This window comes from Geodermatophilus ruber (genome assembly GCF_900114385.1).
Lineage (GTDB): Bacteria > Actinomycetota > Actinomycetes > Mycobacteriales > Geodermatophilaceae > Geodermatophilus > Geodermatophilus ruber.
In genome coordinates, this window is sequence record NZ_FOSW01000006.1 from 43,140 (window position 1) to 60,701 (window position 17,562).

General features: G+C 75.1%; 18 protein-coding genes. 2 read left to right on the plus strand and 16 right to left on the minus strand.

The features are described 5' to 3' along the window. Positions 1-2: 2 nt before the first annotated feature. The 14 genes from hypF to BMZ50_RS11275 form a co-directional block, all read right to left on the minus strand. The gene (hypF, locus tag BMZ50_RS11210) at positions 3-2,357 is read right to left on the minus strand and encodes a carbamoyltransferase HypF (RefSeq protein WP_218146209.1); all 2,355 of its coding nucleotides are present in this window, start codon (positions 2,355-2,357) and stop codon (positions 3-5) included. Positions 2,358-2,480: 123 nt separating this feature from the next. Further along, positions 2,481-2,684: a hypothetical protein gene (locus BMZ50_RS11215; RefSeq protein WP_091324307.1), complete on the minus strand. Its 204-nt coding sequence runs from the start codon at positions 2,682-2,684 to the stop codon at positions 2,481-2,483. Then, positions 2,681-3,331: a DUF5947 family protein gene (locus BMZ50_RS11220; RefSeq protein ID WP_218146210.1), complete on the minus strand. Its 651-nt coding sequence runs from the start codon at positions 3,329-3,331 to the stop codon at positions 2,681-2,683. The genes BMZ50_RS11215 and BMZ50_RS11220 overlap by 4 nt, the downstream gene beginning before the upstream one ends. Further along, positions 3,328-3,846: a hypothetical protein gene (locus BMZ50_RS11225; protein WP_091324310.1), complete on the minus strand. Its 519-nt coding sequence runs from the start codon at positions 3,844-3,846 to the stop codon at positions 3,328-3,330. The genes BMZ50_RS11220 and BMZ50_RS11225 overlap by 4 nt, the downstream gene beginning before the upstream one ends. After that, entirely contained in the window at positions 3,839-5,632 is a 1,794-nt protein-coding gene (locus BMZ50_RS11230) for a nickel-dependent hydrogenase large subunit (protein WP_091324312.1), read from the minus strand. The genes BMZ50_RS11225 and BMZ50_RS11230 overlap by 8 nt, the downstream gene beginning before the upstream one ends. Positions 5,633-5,690: 58 nt before the next feature. After that, positions 5,691-6,752 carry an NADH-quinone oxidoreductase subunit B family protein gene (locus tag BMZ50_RS11235; protein WP_091324315.1) on the minus strand — a complete coding sequence of 354 codons (1,062 nt, stop codon included), beginning with the start codon at positions 6,750-6,752 and terminating at the stop codon, positions 5,691-5,693. Between the two features lie 68 nt (positions 6,753-6,820). After that, complete coding sequence (locus BMZ50_RS11240; protein ID WP_091324317.1) at positions 6,821-7,339, minus strand: hydrogenase maturation protease; 519 nt, start codon at positions 7,337-7,339, stop codon at positions 6,821-6,823. Next, positions 7,336-8,826, minus strand: coding sequence for a hypothetical protein (locus BMZ50_RS11245; protein WP_245753567.1), 1,491 nt, complete (start codon positions 8,824-8,826; stop codon positions 7,336-7,338). The genes BMZ50_RS11240 and BMZ50_RS11245 overlap by 4 nt, the downstream gene beginning before the upstream one ends. A 127-nt stretch (positions 8,827-8,953) precedes the next feature. Continuing rightward, positions 8,954-9,775 (minus strand): hydrogenase nickel incorporation protein HypB, encoded by an 822-nt coding sequence (gene hypB, locus BMZ50_RS11250; protein ID WP_091324320.1) that lies wholly within the window; start codon positions 9,773-9,775, stop codon positions 8,954-8,956. 1 nt (position 9,776) lies between these two features. Beyond that, complete coding sequence (locus BMZ50_RS11255; RefSeq protein WP_091324322.1) at positions 9,777-10,121, minus strand: hydrogenase maturation nickel metallochaperone HypA/HybF; 345 nt, start codon at positions 10,119-10,121, stop codon at positions 9,777-9,779. Between the two features lie 128 nt (positions 10,122-10,249). Next, positions 10,250-11,002 (minus strand): dienelactone hydrolase family protein, encoded by a 753-nt coding sequence (locus BMZ50_RS11260; protein WP_091324324.1) that lies wholly within the window; start codon positions 11,000-11,002, stop codon positions 10,250-10,252. 48 nt (positions 11,003-11,050) lie between these two features. Then, positions 11,051-11,590, minus strand: a complete 540-nt coding sequence (locus tag BMZ50_RS11265; RefSeq protein WP_245753569.1) for a hypothetical protein — start codon at positions 11,588-11,590, stop codon at positions 11,051-11,053. An 83-nt stretch (positions 11,591-11,673) separates the two neighbouring features. Next, entirely contained in the window at positions 11,674-12,246 is a 573-nt protein-coding gene (locus BMZ50_RS11270) for a hypothetical protein (protein ID WP_091324329.1), read from the minus strand. 39 nt (positions 12,247-12,285) lie between these two features. Further along, on the minus strand, positions 12,286-12,753 hold the full coding sequence (locus BMZ50_RS11275) for a PPOX class F420-dependent oxidoreductase (protein ID WP_091324332.1): 468 nt from the start codon (positions 12,751-12,753) through the stop codon (positions 12,286-12,288). Between the two features lie 78 nt (positions 12,754-12,831). On the opposite strand from BMZ50_RS11275, the gene BMZ50_RS11280 reads away from it, so the two are divergent. After that, complete coding sequence (locus BMZ50_RS11280; protein ID WP_091324335.1) at positions 12,832-14,142, plus strand: AI-2E family transporter; 1,311 nt, start codon at positions 12,832-12,834, stop codon at positions 14,140-14,142. Between the two features lie 77 nt (positions 14,143-14,219). Beyond that, the gene (locus tag BMZ50_RS11285) at positions 14,220-15,170 is read left to right on the plus strand and encodes a proteasome assembly chaperone family protein (RefSeq protein WP_091324338.1); all 951 of its coding nucleotides are present in this window, start codon (positions 14,220-14,222) and stop codon (positions 15,168-15,170) included. A 12-nt stretch (positions 15,171-15,182) separates the two neighbouring features. Here BMZ50_RS11285 and BMZ50_RS11290 read toward each other — a convergent pair whose 3' ends face one another. After that, positions 15,183-16,460: an MFS transporter gene (locus BMZ50_RS11290; RefSeq protein WP_091324340.1), complete on the minus strand. Its 1,278-nt coding sequence runs from the start codon at positions 16,458-16,460 to the stop codon at positions 15,183-15,185. Between the two features lie 155 nt (positions 16,461-16,615). Next, positions 16,616-17,512, minus strand: a complete 897-nt coding sequence (gene purU / locus BMZ50_RS11295; protein WP_218146211.1) for a formyltetrahydrofolate deformylase — start codon at positions 17,510-17,512, stop codon at positions 16,616-16,618. Positions 17,513-17,562: the final 50 nt, after the last annotated feature.

Below are 17,562 nucleotides of genomic sequence, written 5' to 3' on the forward strand. Positions count from 1 at the left end.
GCTCACTCCTCTCCGTCGCGCGGGGCGCTCCCGGCCACGAGCACCTGGCCGAGGGCGAGCCCCCCGTCGTTGGGCGGCACCACGCGGTGCCGCAGCACGGTCAGCCCGTCCTCCCGCAGCCCCCGGCCGGCGGCGGACAGCAGGACGGCGTTCTGGAAGACCCCGCCGGTCAGCCCGACCACGTCGCAGCCGGTGTCGCGGCAGACGTCTCCGGCGAGGCGGCGGACGAGGTCGGCCAGCGCCGCGTGGAAGCGGGCGGCCACCACGGCGGGCGGCACGCCGGCGCGGACGTCGTCGGCGACCGCGCGCACCACGGGGCCGGGGTCGGCGGTGCGCACCGGGCCCGGCCGGACCGGGAAGGCGTAGCGCCGCTCCCCCGGGTCGGTGCCGCGGGCGGCGGCCTCCAGCTCGATGGCCGCCTGCGCCTCGAAGTCGACCACCTGCCGGATCCCGGCCAGCGCGGCGACCGCGTCGAAGAGCCGGCCGACGCTGGAGGTGGGCACGCAGCCCAGCCCGGTGGCCAGCTGGTGGGCGAGCACCCGCCGCTCCGGCGCGGGGCAGGCGGCGACCGGTGGCAGGTCCGGGTGCCAGGGCACGCCGGCGGCCGCCAGGTGCGCCAGCGCCATCCGGTACGGCCGGTCGACGGTGGCGTCCCCGCCGGGCAGCGGCACGTAGGCCAGGTGCGCCCGGCGCGTGAACCCGGCCCCGTCGGCCAGCAGCACCTCCCCGCCCCAGACCGCGCCGTCGGTGCCGTAGCCGGTGCCGTCGAACGCGACGCCCACGATCGGCCGGTCGGCGGGCCGGCCGGACTCGGCGATCAGCGAGGCGACGTGCGCGTGGTGGTGCTGCACCGACCGCACGCCCTGCTTCCCGGCTCGCCGCTGCGCCCACGCCCGGGACCGGTAGCCCGGGTGGGCGTCGGCGGCGACCACCCGCGGCCGGACGGCGGTGAGGTGCTCGAGGTGCCGCTCGGCGGCGGTGGCGGTGTCCAGCGTGGCCAGGTCGTCCATGTCGCCGATGTGGCCGGACAGCCACGCCCGCCGGCCCGCGGCCAGGCACAGGGTGTTCTTCAGCTCCGCCCCGGCCCCGAGCACCGGCGGGACGGCGACGGGGAGCCGCACCGGCAGCGGCGCGTAGCCCCGGGACCGGCGCACCGGCAGCTCCTCGCCGTCGACGATCCGCACCACCGAGTCGTCGCAGGGCACGTGGATCGGCCGGTCGTGCCGCAGCCACCCGTCCGCGAGCGCGGCCAGCCGGGTCAGCGCCTCGCCGTCGTCGGCGACGATCGGCTCCCCGCCGAGGTTGCCCGAGGTCATGACCAGGGGCCCGGGCCCCGGCCCGTCGGGTCCGGGGCCCAGCAGCAGGTGGTGCAGCGGGGTGTAGGGCAGCAGCAGCCCGAGGTCGGGGTTGCCGGGGGCGACCGCGGCGGCGGCCGCCGCGGTCGCCCGGCGTGGGAGCAGCACGATCGGCCGGGCCGGGCCGGTGAGCAGCCGGGCGGCGGCGTCGTCCACCTCGGCCAGCGCCCGGGCGGCGGGCAGGTCGGCCACCATGACGGCGAAGGGCTTGGCGCCGCGGCGCTTGCGCCGGCGCAGCGTCCCGACGGCGGCGGCGTCGCCGGCCCGGCAGGCCAGGTGGTAGCCGCCGATGCCCTTGACCGCGAGGACGCCGCCGCCGCCGAGCAGGGCGCGCGCGGCGGCCAGCGCCGGCTCGTTCCCGGGCACCGGCTCACCGTCGGCCGGCCGGAACTCCAGGCGCGGGCCGCAGTCGCGGCAGGCGATCGGCTGGGCGTGGAAGCGGCGGTCGGCGGGGTCGGCGTACTCCCGGGCGCAGCGCGGGCACATCGGGAACCCGGCCATCGTGGTCGTGGCCCGGTCGTAGGGCAGCGCGGTGGTGATGGTGAACCGCGGGCCGCAGTTGGTGCAGGTGGCGAAGGGGTGCCGGTAGCGGCGGTCGCGCGGGTCGCGGACCTCGCGCAGGCAGTCGGCGCAGGTGGCGACGTCCGGGGCGGCCAGCGTGGGCTCGGCCGCCGACCCGGCGGCCGAGCGCTCGATGGTGAAGCCGTGCCCGCCCGAGGGCGGCAGGTCAGCGGTTCGGACGTCGTCGATCACCGCCAGCGGCGGGGCGCCGGGCACCAGCCGGGCGGTGAACTCCGCGACGGCGCCCGGCGTGCCCTCCACCTCGCAGACCAGGCCACCGGCGTCGTTGCGGACCGTGCCGGCCAGCCCGAGGCCGGTGGCCAGCCCGTGCACGTAGGGCCGGAACCCGACGCCCTGGACGACGCCGGACAGCACCAGCCGCCGCCGGATCCCCGCCGGGGGCGCCGGGGTGGTCAGCCGGGACGGCCCGGTCGTGGTCACATCCGCCGGATCCTCAGGTACCGCACCAACGACGGGTACTCGTGCCGCAGCGCCACCGCGGCTCCCAGGCCGGCGGCCAGCAGCATCGGGCGTGCCTTCACGTCGGTCCTCCTCGCGAGGGTGTCAGCCGGGCGGCAGGTTGGGCATCGCGGCCACGATCGGGTTGCGCCGCGACGGGTCGATGCCGGTGGAGCGCCGCGCGTCGACGGTGCCGTCCGGGTGGAATCCGGGCTCGTTGTGGAAGGCGTCGCCCTCGTTGCCCTCCGGCACACCGGGTACGTGCGCCGGCGCGTCGGGTGCCACGTCGGGCCTGCCCACACGGATCATCGCTGGTTCCCTCCTCGGTCGTCCCTGCCGCTGTCCACCGAGGCCGCGCCGGGTGCCCGGCCGGCCAGCTCGGCGAAGAACCCCTCGATGGCCGGCCAGACCCGGTCGCCGCCGGACAGCCCGGTCCAGGTGCGACGCACCAGCGCCACCAGCCGGTAGCAGTCGTCGATCGGCACGATCCAGCGCTCCCGCGCGCCGCGGGCGGTGTTGACCAGCAGCGCCTGCACGTCGGGCTGCAGCGCACCCAGTTCGGGGGACTCGGCCGCCAGCCGGGCCCAGACGTCGTCGGCGACGTCCCACCGGGTCGCGCCGAGCGGGCTCGGGTAGTGCGCCTCCACCGACCCGTCCGGCCGCCGGACGAAGAAGGCCAGGCCGACGGGCACACCCAGCTCGCCCGGCTCGGCGCCGCCCAGCCGCCGCCGCTGCTCGGGCACCAGCCGGTAGTGGCCGCGGCCGGCCGCCTCGCGGGAGAACAGCAGGGCGCAGGCCCGGCAGGCGCACATCAGGTCCGCGCGCTCCTGGTCGACGAGGTGCCGGTGCCGTTCGGCCAGCGGCGCGGCGCACAGGTCGCAGCGCGGGCTCTCCTCGGCCCGGGTCGCCGCCCGGCGGACGACCCGCTCCAGCGCCGGGGTGGGCACGGCGGTCACGGCGTGCCCGCCGGGCGGCGCAGGGCGTCCAGCGGCACGAACGCCGGGGCCCGCGCAGCCGCCACCGGCCGGACGTCGGCCAGCTCCGGCGCCACGGCGAGGACCGCCTCCCGGACGACGTGCGCGGCCTCCGCCGTGGTGTGCCCGCAGCCGGCCGGCAGCCGGACGGCCGCCACGCCGTCGGCGACGCCGACCAGCGAGACCTCCCCGCCGAGGCCGGGGTGCAGGCCCTCGAGCACCCGCTCGATGCGCCGCTCGACCGGCTCGGGGTGGATGCCGTGCAGGACGAGCAGGTGCCCCAGCAGCGGATCGCCCAGCATCACCTCGACCGCGGCGGGCGGCGCGGCGGCCAGCGCGCGGGCCAGCGCCTCCCCGTAGACCTCCGCGAGCGCGGTGACCGCCTCCATCGCCAGCGCACCGGCCGGCCCGGGCGTGGCCTCCACCTGGGCGAGCAGGTCGTCCAGCCGGGTCAACCGCTGCTCGACCTGCGGGTCGTCGAGCCGCTGATCAGCCATGGCTGGCGCCGAACATCGGCGAGTGCGCCTGCTGCAGGGTCCGCCCGCCCCCGAGGTACATGTGCACGCCGCACGGCAGGCAGGGGTCGAAGCTGCGGACGGCCCGCATGATGTCGATGCCCCGGAAGTCGTCCGGGCCGTTCTCCTCGAACAGCGGCATGTCCTGGATGGCGTCCTCGTACGGCCCCGGCGTGCCGAACCGGTCCCGCGGGCTGCCGTTCCACGGGGTCGGCGGGTACGGGTGGTAGTTCGCGATCATGCCGTCGCGGATCACCAGGTGGTGGGAGAGCACACCGCGCACGGCCTCGTGGAAGCCGACGCCGATGGCCGCGTCGGGCACCTCGAAGTCCTGGAACACCTTCAGGTCCCCGCGGCGGAGGCCGGCCATCGCCCGCTCCAGGAAGTAGAGGGCCATGGCGCAGGCGTAGGCGATGAAGTAGACCCGCGCGCGGTCCCGCTCGATCGCGTTGGACCACAGCGGGATCCGCCACTCGAGGGTCTGCTCGGGCAGCTGGTGGCTCCTCGGCAGGTGGATCTGCACGCTGTGCCCGGTCGACCTCACGTACGGGGTGTCCACGATGTCGGCCAGCGCGGTCGTGTACAGGCGGGCGTAGGCGCCCCCACCGGTGTCGAGGGCGAGGTGCTCGCCGGTCTCCGGGTGCAGCCAGCGCGGGCTCATCACCCAGCTGTACTTGTCCCCGAAGTCCCGCTTGCCGGGCGCCGGCAGGGTCGTCTGGTTCCACGGGTGGCGCATGTCCACGGGGTTGCCGAGCGGGTCGTGGGTGACGAACGGCTCCTCGCCGACCCAGTCCTCGTAGTACGAGCTGCCCAGCAGGATGCGCATGCCGAGGTTGATGTCGACCAGGTCGGTGGTCACCAGCCGCCCGTCGACCACCACGCCGGGCGTGACGTACATGGCCTTGCCCCACGCGTTCATCGACTCGTAGCGGTAGTCGACGACGGCGGGGTCCTGGAACGCGCCCCAGCAGCCGAGCAGCACCCGGCGCCGGCCGACCTCCTCGTAGCCGGGCAGCGCCTCGTAGAAGAAGTCGAAGACGTCGTCGTTGAGCGCGACCGACTTCTTCACGAAGTCGAGCACCTGCAGCAGCCGGGAGAGGTAGTCGGTGAACAGCGTCGGGGTCGGCATCGTGCCCACCCCGCCGGGGTAGAGCGTCGAGGGGTGCACGTGCCTGCCCTCCATCAGGCAGAACATCTCGCGGGTGATCCGGCTGACCTTCAGCGCCTGCTTGTAGGTCTCCCCCTCGAACGGGTTGAACGAGCGCATGATGTCGGCGATCGTCCGGTAGCCGTGCACGTCGGCGTGCGGTGCCGGGGTGTTCTCCGCCCGGGCCAGGACGCTGGGATTGGTGTCCTTGACCATCGCCTCGCAGAAGTCCACGAAGATCAGGTTGTCCTGGAAAATGGTGTGGTCGAAGATGTACTCGGCCGCCTCGCCGAGATTGATGATCCATTCCGCCATCGGCGGGGTCTTGATGCCGTAGGCCATGTTCTGCGCGTAGATCGAGCAGGTCGTGTGGTTGTCGCCGCAGATCCCGCAGATCCGGCTGGTGATGAATCCGGCGTCGCGCGGGTCCTTGCCCCTCATGAAGACCGAGTAGCCGCGGAACAGCGACGAGGTGCTGTGGCACTCGGCCACCCGCTGGTTGGGAAAGTCGATCTTCGTGTAGATCCCCAGGTTCCCGACGATGCGGGTGATCGGGTCCCACGACATCTCGATGAGCTGGCCCGGCTTCTCGACTGCCGGTGCCCGGTCGGTGGCGGTCATCGTTGCGTCCCTCCTCGGGGGTCGCGGGAACGTGCCGGGTCGGGGGTGCCCGCGGCGCTCACCGCCGGTACCGGGGGTCGTAGCCGGAGGTCAGCACGTCGCGGTTGTGCCGCCACTTCGGTTCCTTGTTGACGGTGCGGTTGGTGATGCCGCGCAGCCGGCGGGTGAAGGCGCCGTAGGGCTTGATCAGCACCGAGGAGAGGCTGGCGCCGGGCGGCATGTCCATGAACGGCATGAACTTGTCGGGGAAGCCCGGCATGGTGCAGGCGATGCAGATCCCGCCGACGTTCGGGCAGCCGCCCACGCCTCGCATCCAGCCGCGCTTGGGCACGTTGCAGTTGACGACCGGCCCCCAGCAGCCGATCTTCACCTGGCACTTGGGCGAGTTGTAGTCCGCGGCGAAGTCGCCCTGCTCGTAGTACCCGGCGCGGTCGCAGCCCTCGTGCACGGTCCGGCCGAACAGCCACTGCGGGCGCAGCTGGTCGTCCAGCGGCGGCGGGGGCGCGGCACCGGCGGCGTGGTAGAGCACCCAGGTGAGGGTCTCCATGAAGTTCTCCGGCTGCACCGGGCAGCCCGGGATGTTGACGATCGGCAGGCCGCCGGTACTGCGGTAGTCCCACCCCAGGTAGTCGGCCAGGCCCATCGACCCGGTCGGGTTGCCGGCCATCGCGTGGATGCCGCCGTAGGCGGCGCAGGTGCCCACGGCGACGGTCGCCCACGCCCGCGGGGCCAGCCGGTCCAACCACCAGTTCAGGGTCAGCGGCTCCCCGGTCTGCGGGTCGTTGCCGAAGCTGGTCCAGTAACCCTCGCCGTTGATCTTCTCGTTCGGGATCGAGCCCTCGATGACGAGGATGAACGGCGTCAGCTCGCCCTCGGCGGCCGCGCGGAACGGCGCCAGGAACTCCTCACCACCGAGCGTCGGGGAGAGCACCTTGTTGTGCAGGTGGACCGTCGGCAGGCCGGGCACCACCCCGGTGACCACGTCCTCGATGCTGGGCTGGTCGCAGGCGGTCACCGAGACCGTGTCCCCGTCGCAGCTCATCCCCTCGGAGATCCAGAGGATGTGCACCTCGTCGAACCCGGCCTCGCGCGCCGGGGTCGCCTCGCGCGTTGCGGTCATCTGTCGCTCCGTCCGGTCGGGGGTCGTTCCGGCCCGCCGTCCCCTCTCGTGTCGATCCCTGCGCGGGCTCAGCCGCGGACGCCGTCCTCCTCCCCCGGCCGGGCGGCCGCGCCGGACACCACCTCGTGCACCAGTGCGACGGCGGGCCCGACCGCCGCCGCGACCGGCGGTGACAGGTGCATGGCCGGGTGCACGTCGGCCGGTGCGCAGCCGACCACCAGCACGCGGGCGACCGAGCCGCCCAGGTCGCCGAGCAGGTGGAGGACGGCGTCGGGGTCCAACCCGTGCCCGTCCACCACCGCCGCGGACCCCGCGGGGGCGTGCCCGCCCGCCCCGGGGGCCGGCACCTCCAGGACGGCGAGGGTGCCGGGCGGCCCGTCGAGCGGGACGGCGTCGACGAGGACGACGGTGTCGTGGGCCCCGTCGAGCAGGTCGTAGGCGAGGTGCACGCCGCGGATGCCGTAGTCGACGACGTCGACGCCCGGGGGCAGGGCCGCCGGGTCGATCCGCCGGACGACCTCGACGCCGAACCCGTCGTCGCCGAGGAAGACGTTGCCGATGCCGGCGACGAGCACCCGGCCGGTCACGGCCCCGGCTCGTGCCCGAGGGGACGCAGCTCCTCCGGGGCGAAGTAGCGGTAGCGGCCCGACGCCCCGGCCAGGTCGGCGGCGGGGTCGTCCTCGAGGGTCACCGCCACGTGCCGGCCGCCGTCGACGTCGAGGAACACCGCGGCGACGCGGGCGCTGCGCCCGTCGAGGAAGCGGTCCTGCGGATCGGTCCCGCGCAGGCGCGGCCGCAGCCGCACCCGCGACCCCCGGGCCACCCGCACGCCGTCGACGACCACCGCGTCGCTCTCCGGCGAGACGGCGGCGTCGGCGCCGGGGTCCCACCAGGGCAGCGTGCCGGCCTCGGCCTCGCCACCGGGAGGGACCGGGCGCAGCGACCGGATCGCGCCGTGCAGCCGGTTCCAGACCTCGCCCGGCAACGCGTCGACCCGGTCGAGGATGGCGGCGGCGCGCGGATCGGTGGCCCGGGCCTCACGCTTCTCCTCGTCGGTGAGCGTCAGCGTGCGCAGCGACAGGATCTCGTCGATCTCGCCGGAGTCGAACAGCTCCCCCGGGCTCTCGGGGGCGATCCGCGGATGGTCGTACAGGATGATCGGCGAGGAGAGCAGCACGTCACGCTCGCCGGGCGCCCCGGCCAGCACGGGGAAGGTGTGCTCGTTCCGGCAGGCCCGGGCGGCCGCGGCCGCCTCCTCCGGCGGCTCGAGCAGCGAGACGAACGCGCCCCCGGTGACGCCGGCGAGGCAGTGCGCGGCGACCAGCGAGCGCCGGACCGCCTCGTCCCGCGGGGCGTCCGGCGGCAGCTCGGCGGCACCGGTGGTGTTCGCCAGCACCAGGCGCAGCCGCCGCAGCGGGCCCGGTGCGGGCGTCGGGCTGGTCTCCAGGAGCAGCTCGCCGCGCAGGGGGCACCGGCGGCGGACCAGCCGGCCGGCACCGCCGTCCAGCAGCTCTACCTCCTCCCCGCCGGGCACCTCGACGGGGACCCGCCGGCCGGTGGCCAGGTCGCCGACCCGGGCGGCGACGGCGACCTCGCGGGCGACGGCCTCGTCGAAGGTCAGCCAGCGCCGGTCGCCGGCCTCCAGCGCGTCGACCGTGACCCAGCCGTCGGCCGCGGCTCGCTGGACGGACCGGTGCTGCACCTGCAGGAAGCGCACGCACACGTGCAGCCACGCCTCGTCCAGGGCGGCCTCGTCGGCTGCCTCGAGCAGGCACTCGGTCAGCTGGTGCCAGGCGTCGGCGGAGCCGGCGACGGTGGCGCGGACCGACCCGCGAGCCTCCAGCCACGGGCGGGGGGCGAGCACGCCGAACTGCCAGCGCACGCGGTTCTTGCCCGACGAACGCCGGTACGGGTAGAGCAGGTAGCCCTCCCAGAGGACGGCGTCCGCGACGGCGCGGGCCCGCGCGAGACCGGCGGGAGGTGCGGGGGTGTCGCGCCCGGACGGCGGCCGTGAGGCATTCCGGGGAGCACCGCTGGGCAGCGGGGTCCCGGTCCGTCCGGCCGCCGGCGTCATCGCGCGGCGCTTCCCGGTTCGGGCGGCGGCCCGGGTGGGCGGTCGATCCGGAGGGCCGCGGCGAGGGCTGCGCGCATCGGAGCTCTCACCGCCCTCCGCCGTACCGGCACAGCAGACGTGGCACGGATCAGACACCTGGGCGCGCGGGGCTGTCAATCACCGGGAGCGCGGGGCCGACGGCGGCCGCGGCACGGGTGCGCAGCCAGCCGAGCCAGTCGGCCATCCCGTCACCGCGGGTGGCCGACACGGGCAGCACGGTGATCTCCGGGCGCAGCCGGCGCAGCAGGTCCAGGCAGCGGGCGAGGTCGAAGGACACGTAGGGCAGCAGGTCGACCTTGTTGACCAGCACCACGTCGGCGGTGCGGAACATGTGGGGGTACTTGGCGGGCTTGTCCTCGCCCTCGGGCACCGACATCACCACGGCGCGGCAGGTCTCGCCCAGGTCGAACAGCGCCGGGCAGACGAGGTTGCCGACGTTCTCGACGACGACCAGCGTGCCGTCGGCCGGGTCCAGCGCGGCCATGGCCCGGTGCAGCATGCCGGCGTCGAGATGGCAGCCCGAGCCGGTGTTGACCTGCACGACCGGCGCCCCGGCCGCGCGCACCCGCTCGGCGTCGACGACGGTCTCCTGATCGCCTTCGACGACGCCGACGGGCCGGCCGAGCGTGCGGATGGTGCGCTCGAGCAGCGTCGTCTTCCCCGAGCCCGGCGAGCTCATCAGGTTCACCACGACCAGGCCCCGGGCGGCGAACTCGGCCCGGTTGCCTGCGGCCAGTTCCTCGTTGCGGGAGAGCACCGCCTCCTCGAGGCGGACGGTGCGGGACCCGCCGTCCACCTCGGGGGCGTGGTGGGGGTGGCCGTGGTGCGCGGGGTCGTGGGCGGCGGAAGGCCCGGCGTCGAGCCGGGTGAGCCGCGCGCCGTCGTCGCCGCACCCGCAGGTTCGGCACATGTCAGGCCACCTCCACGGCCGTGACGACGAGATCGTCCCCGCCGCGGACCCGCACGTCGGTGCTGCCGCACCGGCAGCCCAGCAGCAGGTCCTCCACGGCGAAGACGGCCCCGCAGGAGTTGCAGCAGCCGACCCCGGGGGGTTCGTCGATCTCCAGGCGGGCCCCGGCGACCGGGGTCCCCGCGGCGACGAGGTCGAAGCAGAACCGCACGGCGTCGGGCACGACCCCCGACACGCGGCCGATCCGCAGGTGCACCGCCGTGATCCGCGCGTCGCCGATCCGCGCACCGCCGACCTGCTCGACGACGGCGTCCACGACGGCCTGGGTGATCGCGAGCTCGTGCACCGGCGGCTCCCCGGTGGGCCCGCGGGCGACCGGGCACCACCGCGGCCGGGGGCGTGGGCCCCCGCCCGTGCCGTTCGTCCTAGACCCGCGGGCGGCCGCGCGCAAGGGCGGTGGCGCCCGGCGTGCGGTCAGCCGGCGGCGACCCGGTCGGTGAGCGCGAGCACCCGCCGCCAGACGTCCTGGCAGGCGTCGGCCCACTGGCCGTGCGCCCGGTCGAAGAACGAGTGGGGCGCGCCGTCGTAGACCGCGGTGGTGACCTCGGCCCCGCCCGCGCGCATGGTCTCGGCCAGGGCCAGCTGGTCGGCCACGGGGGTGGCGCTGTCGGCCCCGGCGATGATCATGAGCGTCGGCCGGGACGCGCGCTTGGCGGCCTCGCCCACCATGGAGGGCCGGCCGTAGAAGCCGATGCAGGCCGCGAGATCCAGCTCGCCACCGGCCAGCCGCCAGGAGTGGCTGCCGCCGAAGCAGAACCCGACGGTGACCACCGGCAGGTCCGGGCCGGTCCGCTCCCGCAGGTAGCCGATCGCCGCGGCGACGTCGGCGTCGACGCCGGCCTCCGTGGTCTGCGGGATGTGCGCCTGCCAGTCGAAGTCCTGGTCGCGGGTGCCGGTGGGCGAGGGCTCGGCGGTGCGCCCGAAGTAGTCGATCGCGACCGCGGCCAGCCCGGCCTCGGCGAACCGCTCCGTCAGCGCCACGTAGTAGGGGTGCAGGCCGCGGATGTCGGGGAGGACGACGACGCCTACGCGCGCGGGGGCTGCGGGGGTGGCATGGGCCGCGGCCACCTCGGTGCCGTCAGCGGCGGTCAGGGTCAGCAGTCCTCGTTCGGCGACGTCCCCGGTCCGGGGCGGCGCGGGCGGTCGGCTGTCGGGGTCATGGCACATGCCCCGATTTGTACCGGGGCCGGGACCGGGCCGCCCAGCGAGCCGTGCTCAGGTGTCGGCGGCGGCGTCCGCGAGCTCCGACCGGCCGCCGAAGAGCTCCGCCGCCACCTCACGGCGGGCGTCGGCGAGCCAGTGGTGCTGCTTGTCGGCCTGGTTGATCAGCCGCTCGAACAGGACGCGGTCGATCCGCGGGTCGACGTCGGTGAGCGAGAGCAGCGTCTCGAACCCGGCGCGCTTGGCCAGCACCGCGATGGCGATGAACTCGAACTCGACGAGGTCGCTGAGCGGGGACCGGGACAGCAGGGCGCCGTTGAGCTTGCCCCGCGCCAGCTTCTCCCCCACCCAGGTGAGGGCCTGCTTGTACTGGCGGACGGGGATGCCGAGCGCCTGCATGGTCGTCTTCAGCGCGCTCCGCTCCTCGCGCAGCTCGCCGAGCAGCTCCTCCAGCCGCGGCCCGTAGGTGCTGGCACGGTGGCGGCCCAGCATGCGCCTGACCAGCTCGATCCCGCCGGTGGACGCGGCCAGGTGGTCATTGAGATAGATGCCGAGCAGCTCGAGGTTGCGGATCCCACTCGGTGCGGACGACACGGGCACTCCCAGGGACGACAGGACGGCGGTGGCGCCATTCTCGTCGCCCGGTGAACCCGGCGCGCGGCGACGGCGTGCTGGGCTCACCCGGCCGCGCGGGCGAGCAGGCGGGCGGCGGTGGGCCGCAGCTCCCGCTCGAGCTCCCAGGAGCCGGCGGCCAGCCGCTGGCCCACGGCCTGCCGGGAGATGCCCAGCGCCGCAGCCGCCTCGGCCTGGGTGCGGCCGGCGGCGACCAGCCCGATCGCCTCCCAGGCGTGCGCGCTGCGCCGCTGCACGAGCGCGGCCAGCGCGGTCAGCACCGCCTGGGCGTCGCCGGCCTCGGCCGGGACCGCGCCCCGCACGGCCAGGCGGGCCGCGCGCTGCCCGGCCGCGTCGACCGCACGGCGGGCACAGCGGAACGCGGTCCCGGCGCCGGTGCGCGGGCCGTCGGGCACCGGGCCGGCGCCCACGCCGATGCACCAGCCCGCCGCGCGGACCAGCTCCAGTACGACGTCGACGACGGCGTCGGGCTCGGCCAGGACCCCTTGGAACTCGGTCCCGGTGGTCCGCTCGAACGGCAGAACCGTCGGCACCGTCTCGTTGAGCCGCCGCACGGCGTCCGGCACCCGGTCCCGTGCGCTCCGCGCATCCGGGTCGAGGAGGAGGACGTACGGCACCCGGCCAGCCTCGCAACCGGCCCCCGTCGCAGGCAAGCTTCAGAGCTTGTCGACGACCTCCGGCGGAAAGCCGCCGGTCGCGATCGGCCCCCAGCGCTCGATGGTGATCCGCAGCAGCGACTTGCCCTGCCGGGTCATGGCCGCGCGGTACTCGGACCAGTCGGGGTGCTCCCCGCTGATCGCGCGGTAGTAGTCGACCAGCGGCTCCAGTGCCTCGGGCAGGTCCAGGACCTCCGCCCGCCCGTCGACCTGCGCCCATGGCCCGTCCCAGTCGTCGGAGAGCACGCACAGCGAGACGGCCGGGTCGCGCCGGGCGTTGGCCACCTTGGCCCGCTGGGGGTAGGTGGAGACGACGACCCGCCCCTGGTCGTCGAGGCCGCAGGTCACCGGCGAGAGCTGGGCGCCGCCCTCGCTGCGGCGGGTCATCAGCACCGCCCGGTGCCTCGGGCGCAGGAACTCCTCCAGGGCGGCGCGGTCGACCCGGTCGGCGGTCGCGGTTCTCGGCATGGCGCCGACGCTACGACGTGGGGAGCGATGATCGTTTTCTGCCCGGCCCGGAGCGGTCCGGTGTGTTGTGATCGACCCATGAGGCTCCGCCCACCCGGTCGCACGAGCGCCACCCCGGCTCCGGCGCGCCCGGAGCCGGCCGGCCCGGCGGCCGACGAGCGCCGCGACCCGGCTCTGCCCGCGGCCACCCAGGCGCCGGCCCCGACCGCCGGCCGCGGCCCCCGGCTCCAGGCGGCCGCCCGCAAGGTGGCCATCGGCTCGGCCCAGTTCCTGCTCATCGTGGCCGCCGTGGTCGTCCTCGGCTACGTGCTCGGCCGGCTGTGGGCCATCCTGCTGCCGATCGTGCTCGGGCTGCTCATCGCGACCGTGCTCTGGCCCCCGACCCGGTTCCTGCGCAGGCACGGGTGGCCCCCCGCTCTCGCGGCGGCGCTGGTCCTGCTCGCGTTCATCGCCCTGATCGTCGGCATCATCGCCGTCATCGCGCCCCAGGTCGCCGACCAGGTCGTCGAGCTGGCCGATCAGGCGACCGCCGGCCTGCAGGACATCCAGCAGTGGCTCGCCGGCCCGCCGTTCAACCTGGGCGAGGACCAGATCGGCAACGCCGTCGACTCCACGATCAACTCCATCCAGGGCAACGCCCAGAACATCGCGGGCTACGCGCTGACCGGCGTCTCCGCCGTCGGCAACAGCCTGATCAACCTGCTGCTGGCCCTGGTCCTGTGCTTCTTCTTCATCAAGGACGGGCCGCGCTTCGTGCCCTGGCTGTCGGCGCAGACCGGCCCGCGCGCGGCCCGGCACGTGGCGGCGCTGTCCTACAAGACCTGGTCGACGCTGTCGGAGTTCATCCGCCAGCAGGCCCTCGTCGGCTTCATCGACGCCTTCTTCATCGGCCTCGGGCTGTGGATCCTCGACGTCCCGCTGGTGATCCCGCTGGCCGTGCTCACCTTCTTCGGCGCGTTCATCCCGATCATCGGTGCCTTCGTCGCCGGTGCCTTCGCCGTCCTGGTGGCGCTGGTCGACGAGGGCTTCACCGTGGCGTTGATCGTCCTCGGCGTCGTCGTGCTGGTGCAGCAGCTCGAGGGCAACGTGCTGCAGCCGATCATCCAGGGCCGCGGGTTCAACCTGCACGCGGCCGTGGTGATCCTGGCGGTCACCGCCGGGAGCAGCCTGGCCGGCATCACCGGGGCCTTCCTCGGCGTGCCGGTGGCGGCGCTGATCGCCGTGGTCTACCGGTATGTCCGCGACCAGCTCGACGGGCGGTCACCGGAGGTGGCCGAGGACGGCACCCGGCCGCGGATCACCGGCGACGAGGACGGGGCCGCCGTCGAGCACGAACAGGTGCAGGCCCGGGCGGCCGCCCGGGGCCCCGAGGGGGACAGCGAGCCCTGACCGGGTGACAGCGGGAATGCCGCCGCACCCCCTGCAGCTGGACAGCACGAACGATCCCGGACCGAGGAGGCACGACCGTGGCGCAGCAACCGGAGGAGCTCGTCGAGCTGCTCCCCGAGGCCGAGCCGTTCCTCGCGCGCGAGGCGCAGGCCGCCGGGCCTGCGCAACGCCGCGGACTGGTGCTGGTGCACGACCTGGCCGGCGAGTTCGACGCCGCCCGCGCCGGGGCGCTCGCCGGCGCGCACCTGCTGGCGAGCCTCCCCCACGAGGTGATCGCGCGGTTCGACGCCGACAGCCTCGTCGACTACCGGGGGCACCGGCCGCGGATGACCTTCCACGGCGACCGCTACGAGTCCTTCGTCGCGCCGGAGATCCTGCTCTACGCCCTGGAGGACGACGCCGGGGAGCCGTTCCTGCTGCTGCACGGCGCCGAGCCGGACTTCGCCTGGGAGCGGTTCGTCGCGGCGGTGAGCATGCTGGTCGAGAGCCTGGGAGTCACGTCGGTGGCCGCCCTGCAGGCCATCCCCATGCCGGTGCCGCACACCCGCCCGGTCACCGTCACCGCGCACGCCACGCGCCGCCAGCTCATCGAGTCCTACCCCGTCTACTGGGGGGAGCTGCAGATCCCGGGCAGCGTCGCCGCGCTGCTGGAGCTGCGGCTGGGCGAGGCCGGGGTCGACGCGTTCGGCGTGGCCGCGCACGTGCCGCACTACCTGGCGCAGGCCACCTTTCCGGCCGCCTCGCTGAGCCTGCTCGAGCACCTCTCCGCGCTCACCGGGCTGCACCTGCCGACCGAGACGCTGCGCGAGGCCGCCGAGTCCCACCGCACCGAGGTGGACGAGCAGCTGGCCCGCTCACCGGAGAACACCGCCGTGGTGGCCGCGCTGGAGGAGCAGTACGACCGGTTCACCGCCGCCCGCGAGGGCACCGACCTGCTCGGCGGCGCCGGCGAGGTGCCCAGCGGCGAGGAGCTGGGGGCGGAGTTCGAGCGGTTCCTCGCCGAGCGAGACCGCCGCCGCAACGAGTGACCGCTCCCGGCCTCAGGCCCGCCGCGGCCGCGCGGCGCTGATGCCGACCGCGCCCAGCAGCCCGACGGCGGCGAACAGGTAGAAGCCCCACGGGAAGGCCAGGCCGGCGCTGACCAGCAGGCCCGCGAGCAGCGGGCCGACGATCGCGCCGACGCGGCCGGCTCCGGCCGACCAGCCCAGCGCCGTCGCGCGCACCTGCGGCGGGTGGTTGGCGCTGACGAACGCGTACACCAGCACCTGCGCGCTGAACACGAAGCAGCCGGTCAGGAAGACCATCAGGTAGATGCCCGCGATCGGCAGCCGGACCGAGAGCAGGGCCAGCAGCAGCGCGGCACCGGCGAACCAGACGATGCCGGCCGGGCGCACCCCGATCCGGTCGGCGACCGCGCCGGCGATCAGCAGGCCGACGACGGCGCCCAGGTTGAGCACGGTGAGGAAGGCCAGCTGCGCGCCCAGGTCGTACCCGGCCTCGCGCATGATCCCGGGCAGCCAGTTGTTCAGCCCGTAGACCAGCAGCAGCCCCATGAACGAGGTCACCGCGATCGCCACGGTGTTGCGCAGGTAGCCGCCTCCGAACAGGGTGCGGAGGGCCGCCGCGGCACCTGTCGCGGGCGCCGCACCCGCGCCCGGCGCCTCCAGTTCGAGCCCGTACCGGCCGGCGACCACCTCGGCCTCCGCGCGCCGGCCGTGGGCGAGCAGCCAGGCGGCCGACTCGGGCAGGTGCCGCAGCATGAGCGGGACCAGCACGAGCGCGGGCAGCGCGCCGACGACGTACATCCAGCGCCAGCCGATCGGCGCCACGACGAGGATGCCCGACGCGGCGGTGGCCACCGCGCCCACGTGGTAGCCGGTCATCATCGTGGTGGTCGCCCGGCCGGCGCGGGTACCGCGGCTGAACTCGTTCACCAGGGCGATCGCCGTCGGCAGGCAGCCGCCGAGGCCCAGGCCGGCGAGGAAGCGCAGCGCGCCGAAGACATACGGGTTCGGCGCCGCGGCGCACAGCAGGGTGAGCACCGAGAAGGAGATCACCGCGCCGATCAACGCCCTGCGGCGGCCGAACAGGTCGGTGAGCGCGCCGATGCTCAGCGCGCCGGCCATCATGCCGACCAGCCCGACGGTGATCAGCGCGCTCGCGCCGCCGGCGGTCAGCCCCCACTCCTGCTGCAGGCCGCTGAGCGTCGTCGGCACCACGACGAGGTCGAACCCGTCGAGCAGCACGGCGATCCAGCACAGCGGCGCGACCCAGCCGGCCGCGCGGGCGGCGGTCCGCCCGCCCGACGACTCCCTCATGGCAGTGGTGCCCACATCTCCCCCTGGTGCGCCTTCGGTCGGATCGGGGCGACGGTAGGCGTGTGAGCCGGGCCTCAGCGGGGTGGGGTGGGGCGGGATGTCACCCGCCCGACGTCACGGCCCCGCTCACGCGATGACCGACGCCCGAGCTCCGCTCACGCGAAGACGATGGTCTTCGCGCCGTCCACGATCACCCGGTCCTCGACGTGCCAGGTGACGGCCTGGGCGAGCACCTGCCGCTCCACGTACCGGCCGATGCGGCGCATGTCCTCCACCGTGGCCCGGTGGTCGATGCGGGCGACCTCCTGCTCGATGATCGGACCCGCGTCCAGCTCCGGCGTCACGTAGTGCGCGGTCGCCCCGATCAGCTTCACGCCGCGGTCGTGCGCCGCCTGGTAGGGGTTCGCGCCGACGAACGCCGGCAGGAAGCTGTGGTGGATGTTGATCAGCCGCTCCGGGAACCGGGCGCAGAAGTCGGCCGAGACGATCTGCATGTAGCGGGCCAGCACCACCAGGTCGACGTCGCCGATCAGCGCCAGCGCCGCGGCCTCCGCCTCGGCCTTGGTGTCGGCGGTGACCGCCACGTGGTGGAAGGGGATGCCCGCCGCGCGGGCGACCGGCTCCAGATCGGGGTGGTTGGAGACGACGGCGGCGAGCTCGGCCCGCAGGTCCCCGGAGCGCACCCGGTAGATCAGCTCCTGCAGCACGTGGTCGGTCCTGCTGACGAACACCGCCAGCCGCGGCCGGTGCGCGGCCTCGGTCAGCCGCCAGGTCATCCCGAACTCGCCCGCCAGCGCCGCCAGCCGCTGCTCCAGCTCGGCCCACCTCCCGGCGAGGTCGGCGAGGAAGAACTCCAGCCGGAGGAAGAACGTGCCCCCGCTGGGGTCCGAGGAGTGCTGCTGGGAGTCGGTGATGTTCGCGCCGACCGCGGCCATCAGGCCGCTGACCGCGGCCACGATGCCGGGGCGGTCGGGGCAGCGGACGACGAGGCGTCCGACGTCGGCCAGCCGGTCGTCGCGGGGACCGATGGTGGGCAGTTCAGCAACGGACACGAGAAGCGAGGATGCCAGGCCCGGGGACGGCCCCCTCCAGGGCACCGCCC